We start from the raw sequence: 14,584 nt of genomic DNA on the forward strand, positions 1-14,584 counted from the left end.
AAAGCAAATGTGGGAGGGGGCTTGCTCCCGATTACAGAGTGTCAGACACAGGTGCTGTGACTGACACTCCGCTATCGGGAGCAAGCCCCCTCCCACATTTTGGATCGGTGCTTGGCTGGCGGGCAGCTTAGATGCCGATGTTGCCCAGCGTTATCACGATGTTGCGCAATGTCCCGGCAATGCCTGGATGGTCCAGTTCAAAACCTTCCACTGCCCGGTTTACATCGTCAGCGATGCTGGGGGTCTGGGTGGCCGGCTCCAGTTGTAGCTGCACGTCGAATTTGGCAATCAGCTCTTCGAGGGCTTCACGTTTTTCAGCGGGCAACTCTGGATGATCTTCCAGCTGTTTGCGCACGATATCGGCCTGCTGTTGTAACTTCTGGCGATCAGGCATGACGTTCTTTCCTTTTATCGATAGTCACTGGCATAGACCGCGGCACGCCGGGAAAGGTCTACGAACTGACCTGTAGATTAATCCACTGCGGCCAACCGTGCATGATCCTTGTCAGGGCTTCTCGCCTTTGAGCCGGCGCAGGCGGATGTCGGCCAGGCAGGTGCCGAGTTCACCGAGGTGATCGATCACTGAGTGCACGCCTAATCCATAGAGCGCCACGGTGGCCTTGCCGCGCTTGTGCTCGCGTTCCTTGTCGCTCAGTGCTTGCCACTGCTGCGGCGCGACGCCGCACAGGGAGCCGCAGGAGGCCAGGCCGATGGTCCACAAGCCGGCATTCAGGCCCGATTGCAGCAGTCGCGGCTCGCCGCTGACCAGCACGCAACCGTCCAGACGCGTGATATTCAGCTCCATCAAGGCCTGCCAGCAGGCGTGGGGCGCCGGCCAGCGGATGGCGGAGGGCGAGGCGGCCTTGAGCCAGGCGGGCAGGGTGGCGGCCAGTGGCGTAGTGATCGAGGGCGGCAATTCATCCAGCCAGGCGCAGGGCACGCCTTGTTCCTTCAGGCTGCGCAGAATTTTCAGGGCCCCGGGTGTGGTCTGGGAATCGGGGGAAGGGGAGTCGCTGCGCGCCTGGGAACCGAAATCCACCAGGCAGCCACTCAAACCAAACAACACGGCAGTCAACGCGGGGGCAGTGGTGACGGCTATCTCGGCATGCGGCATCTGAACGTCCCTGAAATAGTTACAACGCTATCGGGGTGGCATGACAGGTGGATGACACAGGTGGGTATTTGTAGGAATTTTGTCCAAATCATGAAAGTCGTTTCCTTGCGACTGCCTAAATCGACACTTCCGTCATATACTGACGGCCTTATTCAGGGCATAGCGCCCATGACAGACTATTCAAGGAGCAAAAGCTATGCGCTGGAGCCAGTACTTCGCTCAGCTATCGGTGTGTGCCACCGTCCTGTTGGCACCCTTCGCCGCCCAAGCAGCGACCGAAGACGACCCATGGGAAAGCGTCAACCGCCCGATCTTCACCTTCAACGACACCGTTGACACCTACGCGCTCAAGCCAATCGCCCAAGGCTATCAGTTCGTCACCCCGCAATTCGTGCAGGACGGCGTTCACAACTTCTTCCGCAACATCGGCGATGTCGGCAACCTGGCCAACAACGTCCTGCAGCTCAAACCTCATAATGCTGGCGTCGACACGGCTCGCCTGTTGGTCAACACCACATTCGGCGTACTGGGCTTCATTGATGTCGGCACCAAAATGGGGCTGCAGCGCAGCGATGAAGACTTCGGCCAGACCCTCGGCTACTGGGGCGTCGGCAGCGGCCCTTACGTGATGATCCCGTTGCTGGGCCCAAGCACCTTGCGCGATGCGCCGTCCAAATACGTGGACAGCTACACCCAACCGTACCGTTACATGAACGATATCGGCTGGCGCAACAGCACCTTCGGCCTGAACGTGGTCGACACCCGTGCCAGCCTGCTCGACAGCGAAAAGCTGATCAGCGGCGACAAGTACACCTTTATCCGAAACGCCTACCTGCAGAACCGTGAGTTCAAGGTCAAGGACGGCAAGGTCGTCGACGACTTTTAAGCTGAGACGTTTTGAAATGAAAAAGGCGACCTTTGAACGGTCGCCTTTTTTGTGGGCGCATATCAGCGCATTTTCAGGATTCTGAGGCCCAGGTGCTGCTCATCGCCGGCAGCCTTGGTCCACACCACCTCGGTATCGGCCTCAAGGCCCTTGAGTGCGGCGTGCTCTGAATCGATGCGCACCGTCAGCCGGTCGCCCACGCTGAACTGGCGAGGGGCCTGCACCTGCATGCCGGAGCTGGACAGGTCCAGGCACACCCCTTCAATCTCCTGGCCGGCGTGGATCAAGGACACATCGGCATCCACACGCATGCGGATGAAGTCACGTTTTTCGGCGTAGTCGCGCTCGTGTTCGCTCACAGCGTCCATCCTTACTTTGCGTTGTGGTGGTGAGCGTTCTTATAACTCCGGGTGATTTGCGATGTAAAGACGCCCGGCGACCATCGGCATGAGCTTGAAACCCCTCACGGATGGGAGTACCGTCTGCGCCTTAGAAGGGCACCTCTGCTTTACCGTTGTGCATGGGCGAAATCCCAATGCTTTGTAGGACAGAGAGGCTAGAAAGCGAATCCAGTACGTGAGCACGGCCATTGCCGCGCCGCCTACGCCAACCTAATTCTGGCGCCGTTTGCCCACATGCAAAAAACCAGTGCCACGCTGCTGATAATCGATGACGACGAAGTAGTGCGCGCGAGCCTCGCGGCCTATTTGGAAGACAGTGGCTTCAGCGTCCTGCAGGCCGGCAACGGCCAACAGGGTCTCCAGGTATTCGAGCGCGACAAGCCCGACCTCGTGATCTGCGACTTGCGCATGCCCCAAATGGGCGGCCTCGAGCTGATTCGCCAGGTGACTGAGCGTGCTCCGCAGACGCCGGTGATTGTCGTGTCCGGTGCCGGGGTCATGAATGACGCCGTTGAAGCCCTGCGCCTGGGCGCCGCCGATTACCTGATCAAGCCCCTGGAAGACCTGGCCGTGCTGGAGCACTCGGTGCGCCGCGCCCTGGACCGTGCCCGGCTGTTGCTGGAAAACCAGCGCTACCGCGAAAAACTCGAGACCGCCAACCGCGAGCTCGAAGCCAGCCTGAACCTGCTCCAGGAAGACCAGAACGCCGGTCGCCAGGTGCAGATGAACATGCTGCCGGTCAGTCCGTGGACCATTGACGAATTCAAGTTTGCCCACCAGATCATCCCGTCGTTGTACCTGTCGGGTGATTTCGTCGACTATTTCCGAGTGGATGAGCGGCGTGTGGCGTTCTACCTGGCCGACGTGTCCGGCCACGGTGCGTCCTCCGCGTTCGTCACCGTGTTGTTGAAGTTCATGACGACGCGGTTGCTGTTCGAGTCCAAGCGCAACGGCACCTTGCCGGAGTTCACCCCCTCCGAGGTGCTGGGCCACATCAATCGGGGCCTGATCAGCTGTAAGCTGGGCAAGCACGTGACGATGGTCGGCGGCGTGATCGATGAAGAAACCGGTCTTTTGACCTACAGCATTGGCGGTCACCTGCCGATGCCGGTTCTATACACTCCTGACAGTGTGCGTTACCTGGAAGGGCGTGGCCTGCCGGTGGGCTTGTTCAATGAAGCCACCTACGAAGACCACATCCTGGAACTGCCGCCGACTTTCAGCCTGACGCTGATGTCCGACGGTATCCTGGACCTTCTTCCAGAGCCTACACTCAAAGAGAAAGAAGCCGCCTTGCCCCAAAAGGTCAAGTCGGCGGGCGGCAGCCTGGATGGTCTGCGGCAGGTTTTTGGATTGGCCACGCTAGGGGAGATGCCGGATGATATCGCCCTATTGGTGTTGAGCAGGAATCTTTGATGAGTACCGGAAGAATCCAATTCGCCGAGCAAGACGGGACCTTCGTCCTGAAATTTGTCGGTGAAGTGCGCCTGACCTTGTGTTCGGCGCTGGATGCGACGATTGAGCGGATCTTCACAGCGCTGAACTTCTCGGCGATCGTGATCGATCTGACCGAAACCCGCAGCATCGATAGCACCACCCTGGGCCTGCTGGCCAAGTTGTCCATTCTGTCTCGGCAGAAGGTCGGCCTGTTGCCGACCGTCGTCACCACCCACGAAGACATCACCCGGCTCCTGCAGTCCATGGGCTTCGACCAGGTGTTCAACATCGTTGACCGCCCGATCCCCTGCCCGGAATGCCTGACCGACCTGCCTTCGCAGGATCAGTCCGAGGAAGTCGTACGGGTCAAGGTGCTGGAAGCGCACAAGATCCTGATGGGCTTGAACGAGTCCAACCGCGAAGCCTTCCACGACCTCGTCAACGCCCTCGAGCGCCACTGACGGCTTTCCTGTCGAAACACATTCCAATGTGGGAGGGGGCTTGCCCCCGATAGCGGTGTGTCAGTTATGAACAAGCTGACTGACACTCTGCCATCGGGAGCAAGCCCCCTCCCACAATGGATCTGTGCCTGGCTTGAAATTGGCACAAAAAAGGGCGGCACCCGCCAAGGTGCCGCCCTTTTTGCTGCCTACGCTTTTACAGCTTGGCCGACAACAATGCCTCCAGCTTCTCCTGATCCCGAGCAAACTGACGAATCCCCTCCGCCAGCTTCTCAGTCGCCATGGCATCTTCGTTGGATTCCCAACGGAACTGCGCTTCAGTCATATGCACCCGCGCTTCACCGGCTTGCCCTGGCGCCAACTTGCGTTCCAGCTTGCCTTCATCGGCCGCCAGCTTCTCCAGCAAATCCGGGCTGATGGTCAGGCGGTCACACCCGGCCAACTCTTCGATCTGGCTCAGGTTACGGAAGCTCGCACCCATCACTACAGTCTTGTAGCCATTGGCCTTGTAGTAGTTGTAGATGCGCGTCACCGACTGCACGCCCGGGTCATCGGAACCGGTGTAGTCGTTGCCGTTGGCCTTCTTGTACCAATCGTAGATACGGCCCACGAACGGCGAAATCAGGAACACACCTGCTTCAGCGCACGCCACGGCCTGGGCGAAGGAGAACAGCAGCGTCAGGTTGGTCTGGATGCCTTCTTTTTCCAGTTTTTCCGCTGCACGGATACCTTCCCAGGTGGACGCGATCTTGATCAGTACACGGTCACGGCTAACGCCGGCCTTGTCGTACAGATCGATCAGACGGTGCGCACGCTTGAGGATCGCTTCTTCGTCAAACGATAGACGGGCGTCCACCTCAGTGGAAATACGGCCCGGTACGACTTTAAGGATCTCCTGGCCAACAGCCACTGCGAAACGGTCACTGGCCAGGCCCACGTCGCCGTTGCAGTCCTGCACACATTCATCCAGCAGCTTGGCATAGCCAGAGATCGACGAAGCCTTGAGCAGCAGGGAAGGGTTAGTGGTCGCGTCTTGCGGCTTGAGCTTGGCGAGGGTAGAAAAATCGCCGGTATCGGCTACGACGGTGGTGAATTGCTTGAGTTGTTCCAGCTTGGAAGTCATGGGCGTGCTCTGTCCTGTGGGTCTGATGACATTACCCGAGCGCTGGCAGGCGCTCAAGGGCGCAAATGCGTTAGGTCGTTTGCGAGGGCAACAACCTGAAAACAGCCGTATGAATGGCGGTCGTACTGCTCAATAGGAGGGCAAAACCGCCGCCAGGTTCAACCCAACTGCCCGATAGCGCCTTCATAGCCACTGGGCCTGCCCCAAATAATGTAGGAGCGAGCTTGCTCGCGAAAAACGTCAACGATAACGCGTGCGTTCTGAATAAGCGCGGCGGCTATGGATTTCTCGCGAGCAAGCTCGCTCCTACAAAAGCCCATCAGCTACCCAGTCACCGCCCTTCCAACAACTCCCCAGCCTGATCCAGCAACGCCAACGGGTTCGCCGCCTTATGAATATCCACCGACAACAATTGCCTGAACCTGCGCGCCCCCGGAAAACCAGTGCCCAACCCCAACACATGCCGAGTAATGTGATGCATCGTCCCACCACTGGCCAAATGCTCAGCAATATAGGGCCGCAACTGCGCCAACGCCTCCGCCCGGCTAATCACCGGCGCCTCACTGCCAAACAACCGCTGATCCACCTGCGCCAACAGATACGGATTGTGATAAGCCTCCCGCCCCAGCATTACCCCATCAAACGTCTGCAAATGCTCCTGGCACTGCTCCAACGTCTTGATCCCGCCGTTGAGAATAATCTCAAGCTCCGGGAAATCCTGCTTCAACTGCGCCGCCACGTCATAGCGCAATGGCGGAATATCGCGATTCTCCTTCGGCGACAACCCCTCCAGAATCGCAATCCGCGCATGCACGGTAAAACTGGTGCAACCGGCATCCTTTACCGTGCCGACAAAATCACACAGCTCGGCATAACTGTCCCGGCCATTTATACCGATACGGTGCTTCACCGTCACCGGAATCGACACCGCATCGCGCATCGCCTTCACACAGTCCGCAACCAGGGCAGGGTGCGCCATGAGGATCGCGCCGATCATGTTGTTCTGCACACGATCGCTGGGGCAGCCGACGTTCAAGTTCACTTCATCGTAACCGGCCGCCTCGGCCATACGCGCGCAGGCGGCCAGATCGGCAGGGACACTGCCGCCTAGCTGGAGCGCTAGAGGGTGCTCGGCTTCGTTATGGCGCAGGAAGCGCTCGTGATCGCCATGGAGGATCGCGCCAGTGGTGACCATCTCGGTGTAGAGCAGGGCGTGCTTGGAGAGCAGGCGCAGGAAGTACCGGCAGTGGCGGTCCGTCCAGTCCATCATGGGGGCGACGGAGAAGCGACGGGAAAGTGGGGCGGTTTGTAGGGGCATTGGGGGTCTGAGCTAGCGGGCGGAAAGGCGAGCAGTTTATCAGGGATGCTCACCAGGTACTCGGCGGGTTCTTACGGCTAGTTACTTAATCTCCAGTGACACCTGGAGCGTGTGCCGGTTAGGGTTTCGACGTAAACCTTGAATTGGCGACTTATGATCCCGGCGAGAGACGCTCGCAATATTTTAGAGCGCGGTCTTCCATTTGCGCTGGTGCGAGACTTTGAATGGCCTACGGCCTTGATCCGGGAGCATGATCGATTCGACTAAAGCGAGTGTCGTTATCGGGCGATGGGGTACATAGGGGATCGGCTGCATGTCGTAGTGTTTACCCCGCGGGGTGACGCGGTCCACGTCATCAGCTTTCGTAAAGCCAACAAACGGGAGGTCAAAAATCATGACCAAGAAACCCAGTCCTGAAATGGTCGATACGGCGAACCCCGAATGGTCGGCCGAGGACTTTGCTAAGGCCAAGCCAGCCAGCGAGGTGCTTGTGGGATTGTTTGGCAAAGCTCAGGCGAAGGAAATGCTCAAACCCAAGCGCGGGCGGCCAAAGTCGGTAGCCAGTAAAGAACACGTTAATGTTCGTTTTGATGCTGAGGTGCTGGAGAATTCAGGGCTTCTGGGCCGGGCTGGCAAACGCGAATGAATGCCGCGTTGGCTGATTGGCTCAAGACGCACACACCGGATGAGCTGAGGCTTAGTGCCGAAGATTATGCCTAAGACAATTAGCCGCCGATAAGGCGGCTTTTTACTGCCTGGTGATTAGCTCTGTCTCGGCAATGGTATAAATAAATTCGTCCCCATTTTCACGTGCTCGCCATTCATAATAGGTGATCCTAATTTTACTAAATTTGTTTTAGTATAAACTTTTCAGTTTGTATAGTTCTGATTCCCTTCGCCCCTTTATTGACAATTCCATTATTTTCTAATTTTGCAAAAGCATCGTTGATAAAGCCTTGCCATTGAGGGCGCGTAAAGGTTTCAAGGTCTTTATTCCAGTCGTACGTTTTTTTTGAAACTTCACCAACTTTGAATTCTATGCAATTATTCCTATAGCCGATGGTGAGTTCTCTGATTACCAGTGCCATAGCTACTCTGCCTTCAAGGCTTAATTGAGTAAAAGCCGTTACTAGTTCGTTTTGAGTTGTCTCATACCTACTTTTGTGAAGAGCGCCAATTGCATATATTTGGGAAGGCAGGGATTTAATAACCTCTGCAGGATATTTTTCTCTCATAGTAAATATATTTATTGTTTCAGTTATTTGGTGTTCGAAATCTGCATCCCGTTCATCGTCAATATGTATGCAGGCGTTGCATGTGCTGGTGGTTAAAACTCCAATTGTATGGGGTGTTAATTCTGAACATGTTTCACAGTGTTTTAACTCTAGATGTTGTGGGTAAGCGCTTTTCTCTGCACCTATCAGTATAATTGTGTTTCTTGAGTCTGGCGCCCATGTGTAGATATTTGGCGTGTTTGAATGGATGAAAAAGGCTTCGAGCAATAACCTTGTGGGTTCGCACGTTTGAACGGGCAATATATAAGCGTGCCAGATTTCTGACCAAGCCATGAAGAAAATATCATTTTGTGGTGTGATTTCAGTAGTTGGTTGGCTTTCAATTAATGTCTGTATCAGTGATTTAGATGCTTCTGATTCGATTTGGTCCTTTTTTTCTAAGTAAAGTACTTTTCCTAGGTTTTCATATTTGCCTTTTTTTACATCATGTGCATCTAGAATTACGATGCAGCGTGATGTGGCACGTGAGTATGCGCAAAAGAATTCCGTGTTTGACATGTCAGTAGCTGCTAGTATGACGATAACTGGGCTCTCCAATCCTCTAAAACGCCCTATAGATTCTACTTTCACACCCTGAGGCACTATGCTTTGGTGAACGGCCATGTTAGATGGTGTCAGCACAATTATATGTTGAGGTAATAATCCCTGAGATAGAATTTGATCAATTATTTGACGTAATGTGGCTTTCTGGTTGCCAGTGATTATCTCCGTAAGAGTGTCTTCATCGCTTTGTCTTGAGTTTGTGATGGAGTGAGTTGGTTGTTGGAAGGTCTTTAAGCGCTCACAGACGCGCTTTGGCATCCGAAGACTTTCGGTAAGAAAAAATGCTTGTTGCTGAAGATAACCTTCTATCTCCATTAGGCTCACGGGTTTCTCATACGGGAACGCTTGAGCCGCGTCACACATTACAATGATCTTTTTAGTGGAGAAATGTGTAATCAATATTTCCCAAAACTCTTTGCGGATTACTTGGCCTTCGTCAATAATAAGAGTTGAGTACTCACTTATAAAGCCTCGTCCACAAGCTTTTTTTAGGCTTGTTGCTGCTTGTTTTTCAAACCACTCTGATGTGAAGTCTGCTTTTTCGCCGTTGTATGAAGAGGCCTTTGAACACAGGGAGTATATTGTTGTTGCTTGAGTGTTATTATGTTGTATCAACTCTTTTGACAGCTTTTGAGCAAGAAGTGAGTTGAACGTAATGCATAATACTGACTGTCCTGCAGTAGAAAGTCTGCGAGCGGTTTCTACTGCTATAACTGTTTTTCCCGTGCCTGGCCAACCACTAATTAAGAATCTATCATTTTTTAGCGTCCACTCTATGCACTCTTGCTGTTCGGGTGTCAGTCGAAGCCACAGTTTATTGTCGCTGTTTATTCTTGAGTGCCAGCAAGGAACGTAGCTAGCACTTGGAATTAACATTCCAATGATGGATTCAATAGCGGACTTGCTGATAGGGGTAGCTTGTAAGTTTTTTTTAAAGTAGCCCATAATTGAGCGTATTTTTTCGTTAACCCGATCTAAGTCATTGATGTCCAGTATCAATTTGATAGGGGGTAGATTGTAATTGTCCACCACACTAGGAGGTAGCTCTGAAGCATTCATTTCTGAGCCAGGAAAAAAATAAGCACGTCCTATTTTAATTCGCACACCGTTGTTTCTTAACCACTCTTGAATGGCAAATATACCACGGTTTAACTGAGCGACCGGGTCGATGCTTGTATTGCTGTAATAAAAGCCCGATGAGTTATGTCCGAGTACTCCACCTTTTACTTCAAGCGCAAGAACGCCAAGGTCAGGGTGCAATATGAGAAAGTCAATTTCTCCAACAGGGCTTTTATTGTCGTGTAACTCATGTATGAATGAAGATAACCAAGGAATGCTATGGATAATTTGGAAATCGTTGTCTAGCTGGTCTTTAAGTAACCGGTAAACAATCGGTTCTGCCACGTGGCTGTCATTGTATTTTGGTCCGTGAGGGGGATGCATTATTGCCATGTGATTGTCCGTATCAATAAAAATACAATGTTAAGTGTGTGTGCTTTTGACTATTGCATAGGTATTATAATTTCCCCTAAGCTCTAAGCCCTTGCGGTGTGTCAGGCGCTTTTTTTGAATCGTAATCGCTCGACTCTCATCATTGACCAATTCGCTTGAGGAGAGATTCTAGGGGGCTAAGTTTTTATCGTCCAGTCAGAAGCTTTTTTATTGGCAATTGTAAATCGTATAGCTACGCTGGATTTCTGAGCTTGCGCTTATGGTCATTCTCATCATTCCTTGGATGGGCGGCAAACGCCGCTTGGCCGGCCGCCTCATCCCGCTGTTTCGCCTCACGAATGCTACGGAGATATCGGGTCGGCCCCTGAGGAATTCCTAGGTTGAATCGGCAGGTCGTCGTGAGATGTGTCTGGGAGTGAATCGTTTGCTCCGGATATCGTGGTCTGACCCCGATACCCCTCGTGGGTATGTTTACCCGACCTTCGCGTCCCATGGAAGGGAACTAAGCCAGTCTGTCGACGCTGGCGAAAATGGCATCCGAGAAAGTCGCCAGCGGCTTTTGGAGTTTCGAGAGCGATATAGTTCGCTTCGTCTTCCAGATTTTTGAGTGCTTTTTCAAGTCACTCAACCCGCGTTCCGACTCCAGCGCCTAGCGCGCATGGCCGCCACTTGGTCATCGGTGGCGAATTTGCCTTCGTCGGCGTCTTTTACCGCCAGCTCGATCTGAGCGGTCAGCGTTTTTTCATGCTCGATGTAGTCGCGAAGAACGTCCATCGCTAGGTAGCCTGCTGTTTGGCCGTTGGTCTTGGCTAGGTCGGCGAGAGAGTTGGACAGGTCTTCCGGCAGGTTCAGGGATATCCCAGTCATGGCGGCCTCGATGGTGGACGGTTGTGGGGCATCTTACAACTTGGAGAGCTGAGTTGAATCGGCAGCCCGTCGAGAGATGTGTCTGGGAGTAAATCGTTTACTTTCCTCTGCCAACTCAAAGCTAGGTATCGTGGTTTGACCTCGATATTTGTGCTAAGAATGAATCTGACCAACGAACAAGAGGGGGCGCGATGACAGATCTTTGGGAGCCTGTGTCCGGAGTTTTTTGGCGCTCTGCACCGCTGGTGCCAGACATTGGCTGGACAGTCGATTATGGAGCATTGTTCACTTCTGTTGTTGGAGCGCTAGCAGGTGCTGGCATTGGTGCTTGGACAGCAGGCTACATTTCTGAGAGGAACAAAGTTCGAGAGCAACTGACCAAGGAAATTCGTGATACTAATGCCGCGATAGTACTTTCTCTAGGCGTTATGAACTGTGGTATAGCTTTAAAGAAACAGCATGTTAAGGAACTTCAAGAGGATTATGACATTCAGAGAAGTAAGTGCCGAGATATAATCGCCAAGATGGCTGCTGGCCACCCACAGACTGAGGTTCCACAAATAAATCTTCTAGAGCTGCAAGAGATAGCCCCGCCCGTTGTTCATCTGCAAGATATAGTTTTAAGTCGACTGTCTACCGTTGGTAGAGCGCTGTCTGCTGCGACTGCGCTCACTGATGCGGTAGTTAATTTAAATACTATGCTGACGCGTAGAAATGGGCTCATCACCCAGTTCAAAAATAATGACTTTCCTCCTGGGGCTAGCAAGGAGCATTTCTGTTTCGGTCTGCGGTACGGTAATGGGCAAACGAATGAAGAGTATGCGGATTCAGTTAAAGGCATTGGCTTGTATACCGACGACGTCATTTTTTTCGGTTGCGTGTTATGCGAGGACCTCATCGAGCATGCAAAATTGCTTGTAGAACGATTCGACAAAAAACGATTAGGAGGAAAGACGCCGGAAGTAAATGGCGTAGATTTATCGGGTGCCCGCGAAACTGGCTGGATGCCGGATTTTGAAGCTTATGAGCCTTGGACCTCCGGTTTTAAAAAGAGCCTAAATGAACGGCGTAAGAAATGGAGTCTTCACTGGCCTGTACAATGGAAGTAGAAATATTTTGGTGCAAAAACCACAACACTTCTTGGGAGTTTTCCTACGTTTTTCCGAACTTGCCCGTCGGACCTCCCACCGCTAACCTCATCAAGCCGCTGCAAACCCAGCGGCCGGAGGTGGAAGTCCGAATTGCTAAGGCGTTTTAACTCCCGTAAATATTTGGAGCTTCGCCCATGCACAACAACACATGCAGTTCTTCACTTGATCAAACCGCATCGTCCGTCGATCCCAAGCTTCAAGCCGCAGCCCAGCGGGCAATCCATCATCACTTGCCCCCATCCGACGACGCTGCACCCGTCGACCGCCCAAGCAACAACCTCTTCCTCGTCAACCCAACCCTCGACCCCGAAACCCTCCTAGCCAACGCCGCCGAAAACCTCGCATCCGCCAACGAAATGGCCGCCACCTTGGCTTTCGACCTGGACGCCTCCCAACGCGCCATCGCCCTTGGCATTCAGCAGTTAATCGAGTTGAGTTCGCTCCTCGTAGACCGAGCCCAAGAACAAATTGCGCCTGTAGCCAAACCAGTCAAAGCGTGACAACCAACCCTGCCGCCTTACCCCAAGGCGGCAACCTGAACTCATGCTGTCCCCCAGCAAAGTTTCATAATTCCCTGTGGCGTTGAGGTCTACGATTCCCTGCAAGAGAGGACCCGAGCGTCTCCAGCCCACAGGGAACTGAAACCATGATTTCGAACCTCATCAAAGTCGCAATGATCACCGGCACGTTGCTGTTGAGTGCTTGTTCATCTTCACCCGCCTTGAGCAGTGACCCGTGCTTTTCAGGGGGGTGTCAGGCATTTGGTGACCACAGCCCCAGCAAAGCCGCCAAGATGAATTTCGGTGGCAGTGGGCTGGGTAGCAGTTATGGGGAGTATGGGTCGGGGTTGTTGCATGATGATTGATGGGGTGGTGGGGCAGTTATTGGTGTATTGACTGGCCTATTGCTATCGGGGGCAAGCCCCCTCCCACATTGGATCTATGATCGGCGCGAGACTTGTGGTGTTAGTTGCCGCCCTTCATGCGCCGCGCAACCAGGTAGATGCCCAATCCGATCAGGGCCGTCACCGCGCCGATATAGCCTGTACTGGTCCAGCCAAACCCAGCGGTAATCGCCATCCCACCAAGCCACGGGCCTAACGCGTTGGCCAGGTTGAAGGCGGCGTGGTTGGACGCCGCCGCCAAACTCGGGGCTTCGTGGGCGATGTCCATCAGGCGGATTTGTAACGGTGCCGCCAGGGCGATCATGGTGCCGACGAGGCCGATGCCCAGCAATACGCTCCACAGCGAACTGGCGGCGAAGGTGAAGAAGATCAGTACGGCCATCGACCACACCAGAATCCAGCCCACCGCGCGAAATTGCATGCGATCGAACAGCTTGCCGCCCGCGATGTTGCCGATGATGCCGCCCATGCCAAACGCGGCGAGGCCGAAGGGGATCCATTGCGGCGAGACCTTGGTCACTTCCAGCATGGTCGGCGCCAGGTAGCTGAACACGCAGAACATGCCGGCAAACCCGATCGCGCCGATGGACAGTGCCATCCACACTTGGGGTTTGGTGAATGCGCGCAGTTCCTTGCGCGGGTCACTGCGTTCTTCATCGTGGCGGTGCGGGACGAATTGCCAGACCAGTGCGATTGTGCACAGGGCGATCACGCTGACCAGGGCGAACGCCGAGCGCCAGCCCAGGTGTTGGCCGAGGAAGGTGGCGATGGGGTTGCCGAGCAGCATGGCTAGGGTCAGGCCCATCATCACTCGGGCCACGGCGCCGGCGCGTTTGTCGCTGGGCACCATGCTGGAGGCGACCACGGCGGCGATGCCGAAGTAGGCGCCGTGGGGCAGGCCGCTGATAAAGCGGAAGGCCACCAGCGAGCCGAAGGTGGGGGTGAAGGCGGTGGCGAGGTTGCCCAGGGCGTAGAGGCCCATCAGCAGCAACAGCATGTGTTTGCGCAGCAGCTTGGCGCCGAGGATGGCCAGCAGCGGGGCGCCGACCATCACGCCCAGGGCGTAGGCGCTGATGGCGTGGCCGACCTGCGGCTCGCTCAAGCCCAGGTTCTGGGCGATGTCGGGCATCAGGCCCATGATGGCGAATTCGCCGGTGCCGATTGCGAAAGCGCCCACGGCCATGGCCGCTTCCATTTTGGCGGCACTGCGCGCGGGCAGGACGTGCCCGGGTGTTGGGTGGGTAGACATGAATTGCTCTGTTTGGATGAGGTGTACGAAAGACAATCGCCGATGCTACGCATGGGACGGTGAGGGTGTCTAGAACAGCCAGGCGCATGAGAGTTCCGGGCCTGTGACCCCAGGTCGCGGCTGGCAGCCTTGACACCTGCGCGATAAAACCTGCGATTTAAAGGTGTCAATTGGCCAAACGACGCATAAACGCGGTTTGGCGTGATATTCTGCGCGCCGTCTTGGTCTAGTCTTTCCCTGGTGCGTACACCCGTATACGTCCCAGCGGTTGGCTGTCGCCCAGGTAGCTGAAGCCAATAATGATAAGAAGTCAGCGCAGAAGGGACATAACAGTGAGGTCGATCCATCGGCCTTGTGTGCCCACCCTGCAGTCCTCATGTGAA

At 54.5% G+C, this 14,584-nt stretch carries 15 protein-coding genes and 3 pseudogenes; 9 read left to right on the top strand and 9 right to left on the bottom strand.

Features of this window, described 5'->3' with window-relative positions; all coding sequences use genetic code 11:
- Positions 1–127: 127 nt before the first annotated feature.
- Positions 128–394, bottom strand: coding sequence for a DUF4404 family protein (locus C4J88_RS07540; RefSeq protein WP_124406609.1), 267 nt, complete (start codon positions 392–394; stop codon positions 128–130).
- 111 nt (positions 395–505) lie between these two features.
- Positions 506–1,114: an HAD family phosphatase gene (locus tag C4J88_RS07545; RefSeq protein ID WP_124366287.1), complete on the bottom strand. Its 609-nt coding sequence runs from the start codon at positions 1,112–1,114 to the stop codon at positions 506–508.
- A gap of 196 nt (positions 1,115–1,310) precedes the next feature.
- Here C4J88_RS07545 and C4J88_RS07550 point away from each other — a divergent pair, with 196 nt between their 5' ends.
- Positions 1,311–2,000 (top strand): VacJ family lipoprotein, encoded by a 690-nt coding sequence (locus C4J88_RS07550; protein WP_057722960.1) that lies wholly within the window; start codon positions 1,311–1,313, stop codon positions 1,998–2,000.
- A gap of 62 nt (positions 2,001–2,062) precedes the next feature.
- On the opposite strand, the gene C4J88_RS07555 is transcribed toward C4J88_RS07550, so the two are convergent.
- Positions 2,063–2,359, bottom strand: coding sequence for a PilZ domain-containing protein (locus C4J88_RS07555; protein ID WP_124403432.1), 297 nt, complete (start codon positions 2,357–2,359; stop codon positions 2,063–2,065).
- Between the two features lie 276 nt (positions 2,360–2,635).
- Between C4J88_RS07555 and rssB the strand changes: the two genes are divergently transcribed.
- Positions 2,636–3,817 (top strand): two-component system response regulator RssB, encoded by a 1,182-nt coding sequence (gene rssB / locus C4J88_RS07565; protein WP_124361818.1) that lies wholly within the window; start codon positions 2,636–2,638, stop codon positions 3,815–3,817.
- Positions 3,817–4,299 (top strand): anti-sigma factor antagonist RssC, encoded by a 483-nt coding sequence (rssC, locus tag C4J88_RS07570; protein ID WP_003172602.1) that lies wholly within the window; start codon positions 3,817–3,819, stop codon positions 4,297–4,299. The genes rssB and rssC overlap by 1 nt, the downstream gene beginning before the upstream one ends.
- Positions 4,300–4,495: 196 nt before the next feature.
- Here the strand turns inward: rssC and tal are convergent, their stop codons facing one another.
- Positions 4,496–5,422 (bottom strand): transaldolase, encoded by a 927-nt coding sequence (gene tal / locus C4J88_RS07575; protein ID WP_124406610.1) that lies wholly within the window; start codon positions 5,420–5,422, stop codon positions 4,496–4,498.
- A 331-nt stretch (positions 5,423–5,753) separates the two neighbouring features.
- Positions 5,754–6,740, bottom strand: coding sequence for a tRNA dihydrouridine(20/20a) synthase DusA (gene dusA / locus C4J88_RS07580; RefSeq protein WP_124406611.1), 987 nt, complete (start codon positions 6,738–6,740; stop codon positions 5,754–5,756).
- Between the two features lie 279 nt (positions 6,741–7,019).
- Between dusA and C4J88_RS27995 the strand changes: the two are divergent.
- The 3 genes and pseudogenes from C4J88_RS27995 to C4J88_RS27640 all read left to right on the top strand — a co-directional run.
- Positions 7,020–7,157: pseudogene (locus C4J88_RS27995) on the top strand (BrnT family toxin); the annotation flags it as partial.
- Position 7,158: 1 nt separating this feature from the next.
- A complete protein-coding gene (locus C4J88_RS07590; RefSeq protein ID WP_256659124.1) occupies positions 7,159–7,386 on the top strand; it encodes a BrnA antitoxin family protein in 228 nt (75 codons plus the stop codon).
- A pseudogene (locus tag C4J88_RS27640) lies at positions 7,377–7,460 on the top strand (hypothetical protein); the annotation flags it as partial. The gene C4J88_RS07590 and the pseudogene C4J88_RS27640, both read left to right, overlap by 10 nt.
- A gap of 125 nt (positions 7,461–7,585) precedes the next feature.
- Here C4J88_RS27640 and C4J88_RS07595 read toward each other — a convergent pair.
- From C4J88_RS07595 to C4J88_RS07605, 3 genes and pseudogenes are all read right to left on the bottom strand, one after another.
- Positions 7,586–9,982, bottom strand: a complete 2,397-nt coding sequence (locus C4J88_RS07595) for a nuclease-related domain-containing DEAD/DEAH box helicase (protein ID WP_164487710.1) — start codon at positions 9,980–9,982, stop codon at positions 7,586–7,588.
- A gap of 553 nt (positions 9,983–10,535) precedes the next feature.
- A pseudogene (locus C4J88_RS27940) lies at positions 10,536–10,629 on the bottom strand (type II toxin-antitoxin system RelE/ParE family toxin); the annotation flags it as partial.
- A gap of 25 nt (positions 10,630–10,654) precedes the next feature.
- Entirely contained in the window at positions 10,655–10,897 is a 243-nt protein-coding gene (locus tag C4J88_RS07605) for a CopG family ribbon-helix-helix protein (protein ID WP_124406613.1), read from the bottom strand.
- A 191-nt stretch (positions 10,898–11,088) separates the two neighbouring features.
- Here C4J88_RS07605 and C4J88_RS07610 point away from each other — a divergent pair, with 191 nt between their 5' ends.
- The 3 genes from C4J88_RS07610 to C4J88_RS07620 all read left to right on the top strand — a co-directional run bounded on the left by C4J88_RS07610 (position 11,089) and on the right by C4J88_RS07620 (position 12,913).
- Complete coding sequence (locus C4J88_RS07610) at positions 11,089–12,006, top strand: hypothetical protein (RefSeq protein ID WP_124406614.1); 918 nt, start codon at positions 11,089–11,091, stop codon at positions 12,004–12,006.
- A gap of 176 nt (positions 12,007–12,182) precedes the next feature.
- Entirely contained in the window at positions 12,183–12,548 is a 366-nt protein-coding gene (locus tag C4J88_RS07615; protein ID WP_124406615.1) for a DUF6124 family protein, read from the top strand.
- A gap of 146 nt (positions 12,549–12,694) precedes the next feature.
- A complete protein-coding gene (locus C4J88_RS07620) occupies positions 12,695–12,913 on the top strand; it encodes a hypothetical protein (protein ID WP_124406616.1) in 219 nt (72 codons plus the stop codon).
- A 100-nt stretch (positions 12,914–13,013) separates the two neighbouring features.
- Here C4J88_RS07620 and C4J88_RS07625 read toward each other — a convergent pair whose 3' ends face one another.
- On the bottom strand, positions 13,014–14,201 hold the full coding sequence (locus C4J88_RS07625; protein WP_124406617.1) for an MFS transporter: 1,188 nt from the start codon (positions 14,199–14,201) through the stop codon (positions 13,014–13,016).
- Between the last annotated feature and the right edge of the window lie 383 nt (positions 14,202–14,584).

The organism is Pseudomonas sp. R4-39-08 (genome assembly GCF_003852275.1).
Taxonomy (GTDB): domain Bacteria; phylum Pseudomonadota; class Gammaproteobacteria; order Pseudomonadales; family Pseudomonadaceae; genus Aquipseudomonas.

Coding starts and splice junctions, on each gene's coding strand:
- C4J88_RS07540 (WP_124406609.1), bottom strand. CDS start 394: ATGCCTGATCGCCAGAAGTTACAACAGCAGGCCGATATCGTGCGCAAA.
- C4J88_RS07545 (WP_124366287.1), bottom strand. CDS start 1,114: ATGCCGCATGCCGAGATAGCCGTCACCACTGCCCCCGCGTTGACTGCC.
- C4J88_RS07550 (WP_057722960.1), top strand. CDS start 1,311: ATGCGCTGGAGCCAGTACTTCGCTCAGCTATCGGTGTGTGCCACCGTC.
- rssB (WP_124361818.1), top strand. CDS start 2,636: ATGCAAAAAACCAGTGCCACGCTGCTGATAATCGATGACGACGAAGTA.
- rssC (WP_003172602.1), top strand. CDS start 3,817: ATGAGTACCGGAAGAATCCAATTCGCCGAGCAAGACGGGACCTTCGTC.
- tal (WP_124406610.1), bottom strand. CDS start 5,422: ATGACTTCCAAGCTGGAACAACTCAAGCAATTCACCACCGTCGTAGCC.
- dusA (WP_124406611.1), bottom strand. CDS start 6,740: ATGCCCCTACAAACCGCCCCACTTTCCCGTCGCTTCTCCGTCGCCCCC.
- C4J88_RS07590 (WP_256659124.1), top strand. CDS start 7,159: ATGGTCGATACGGCGAACCCCGAATGGTCGGCCGAGGACTTTGCTAAG.
- C4J88_RS07605 (WP_124406613.1), bottom strand. CDS start 10,897: ATGACTGGGATATCCCTGAACCTGCCGGAAGACCTGTCCAACTCTCTC.
- C4J88_RS07610 (WP_124406614.1), top strand. CDS start 11,089: ATGACAGATCTTTGGGAGCCTGTGTCCGGAGTTTTTTGGCGCTCTGCA.
- C4J88_RS07615 (WP_124406615.1), top strand. CDS start 12,183: ATGCACAACAACACATGCAGTTCTTCACTTGATCAAACCGCATCGTCC.
- C4J88_RS07620 (WP_124406616.1), top strand. CDS start 12,695: ATGATTTCGAACCTCATCAAAGTCGCAATGATCACCGGCACGTTGCTG.
- C4J88_RS07625 (WP_124406617.1), bottom strand. CDS start 14,201: ATGTCTACCCACCCAACACCCGGGCACGTCCTGCCCGCGCGCAGTGCC.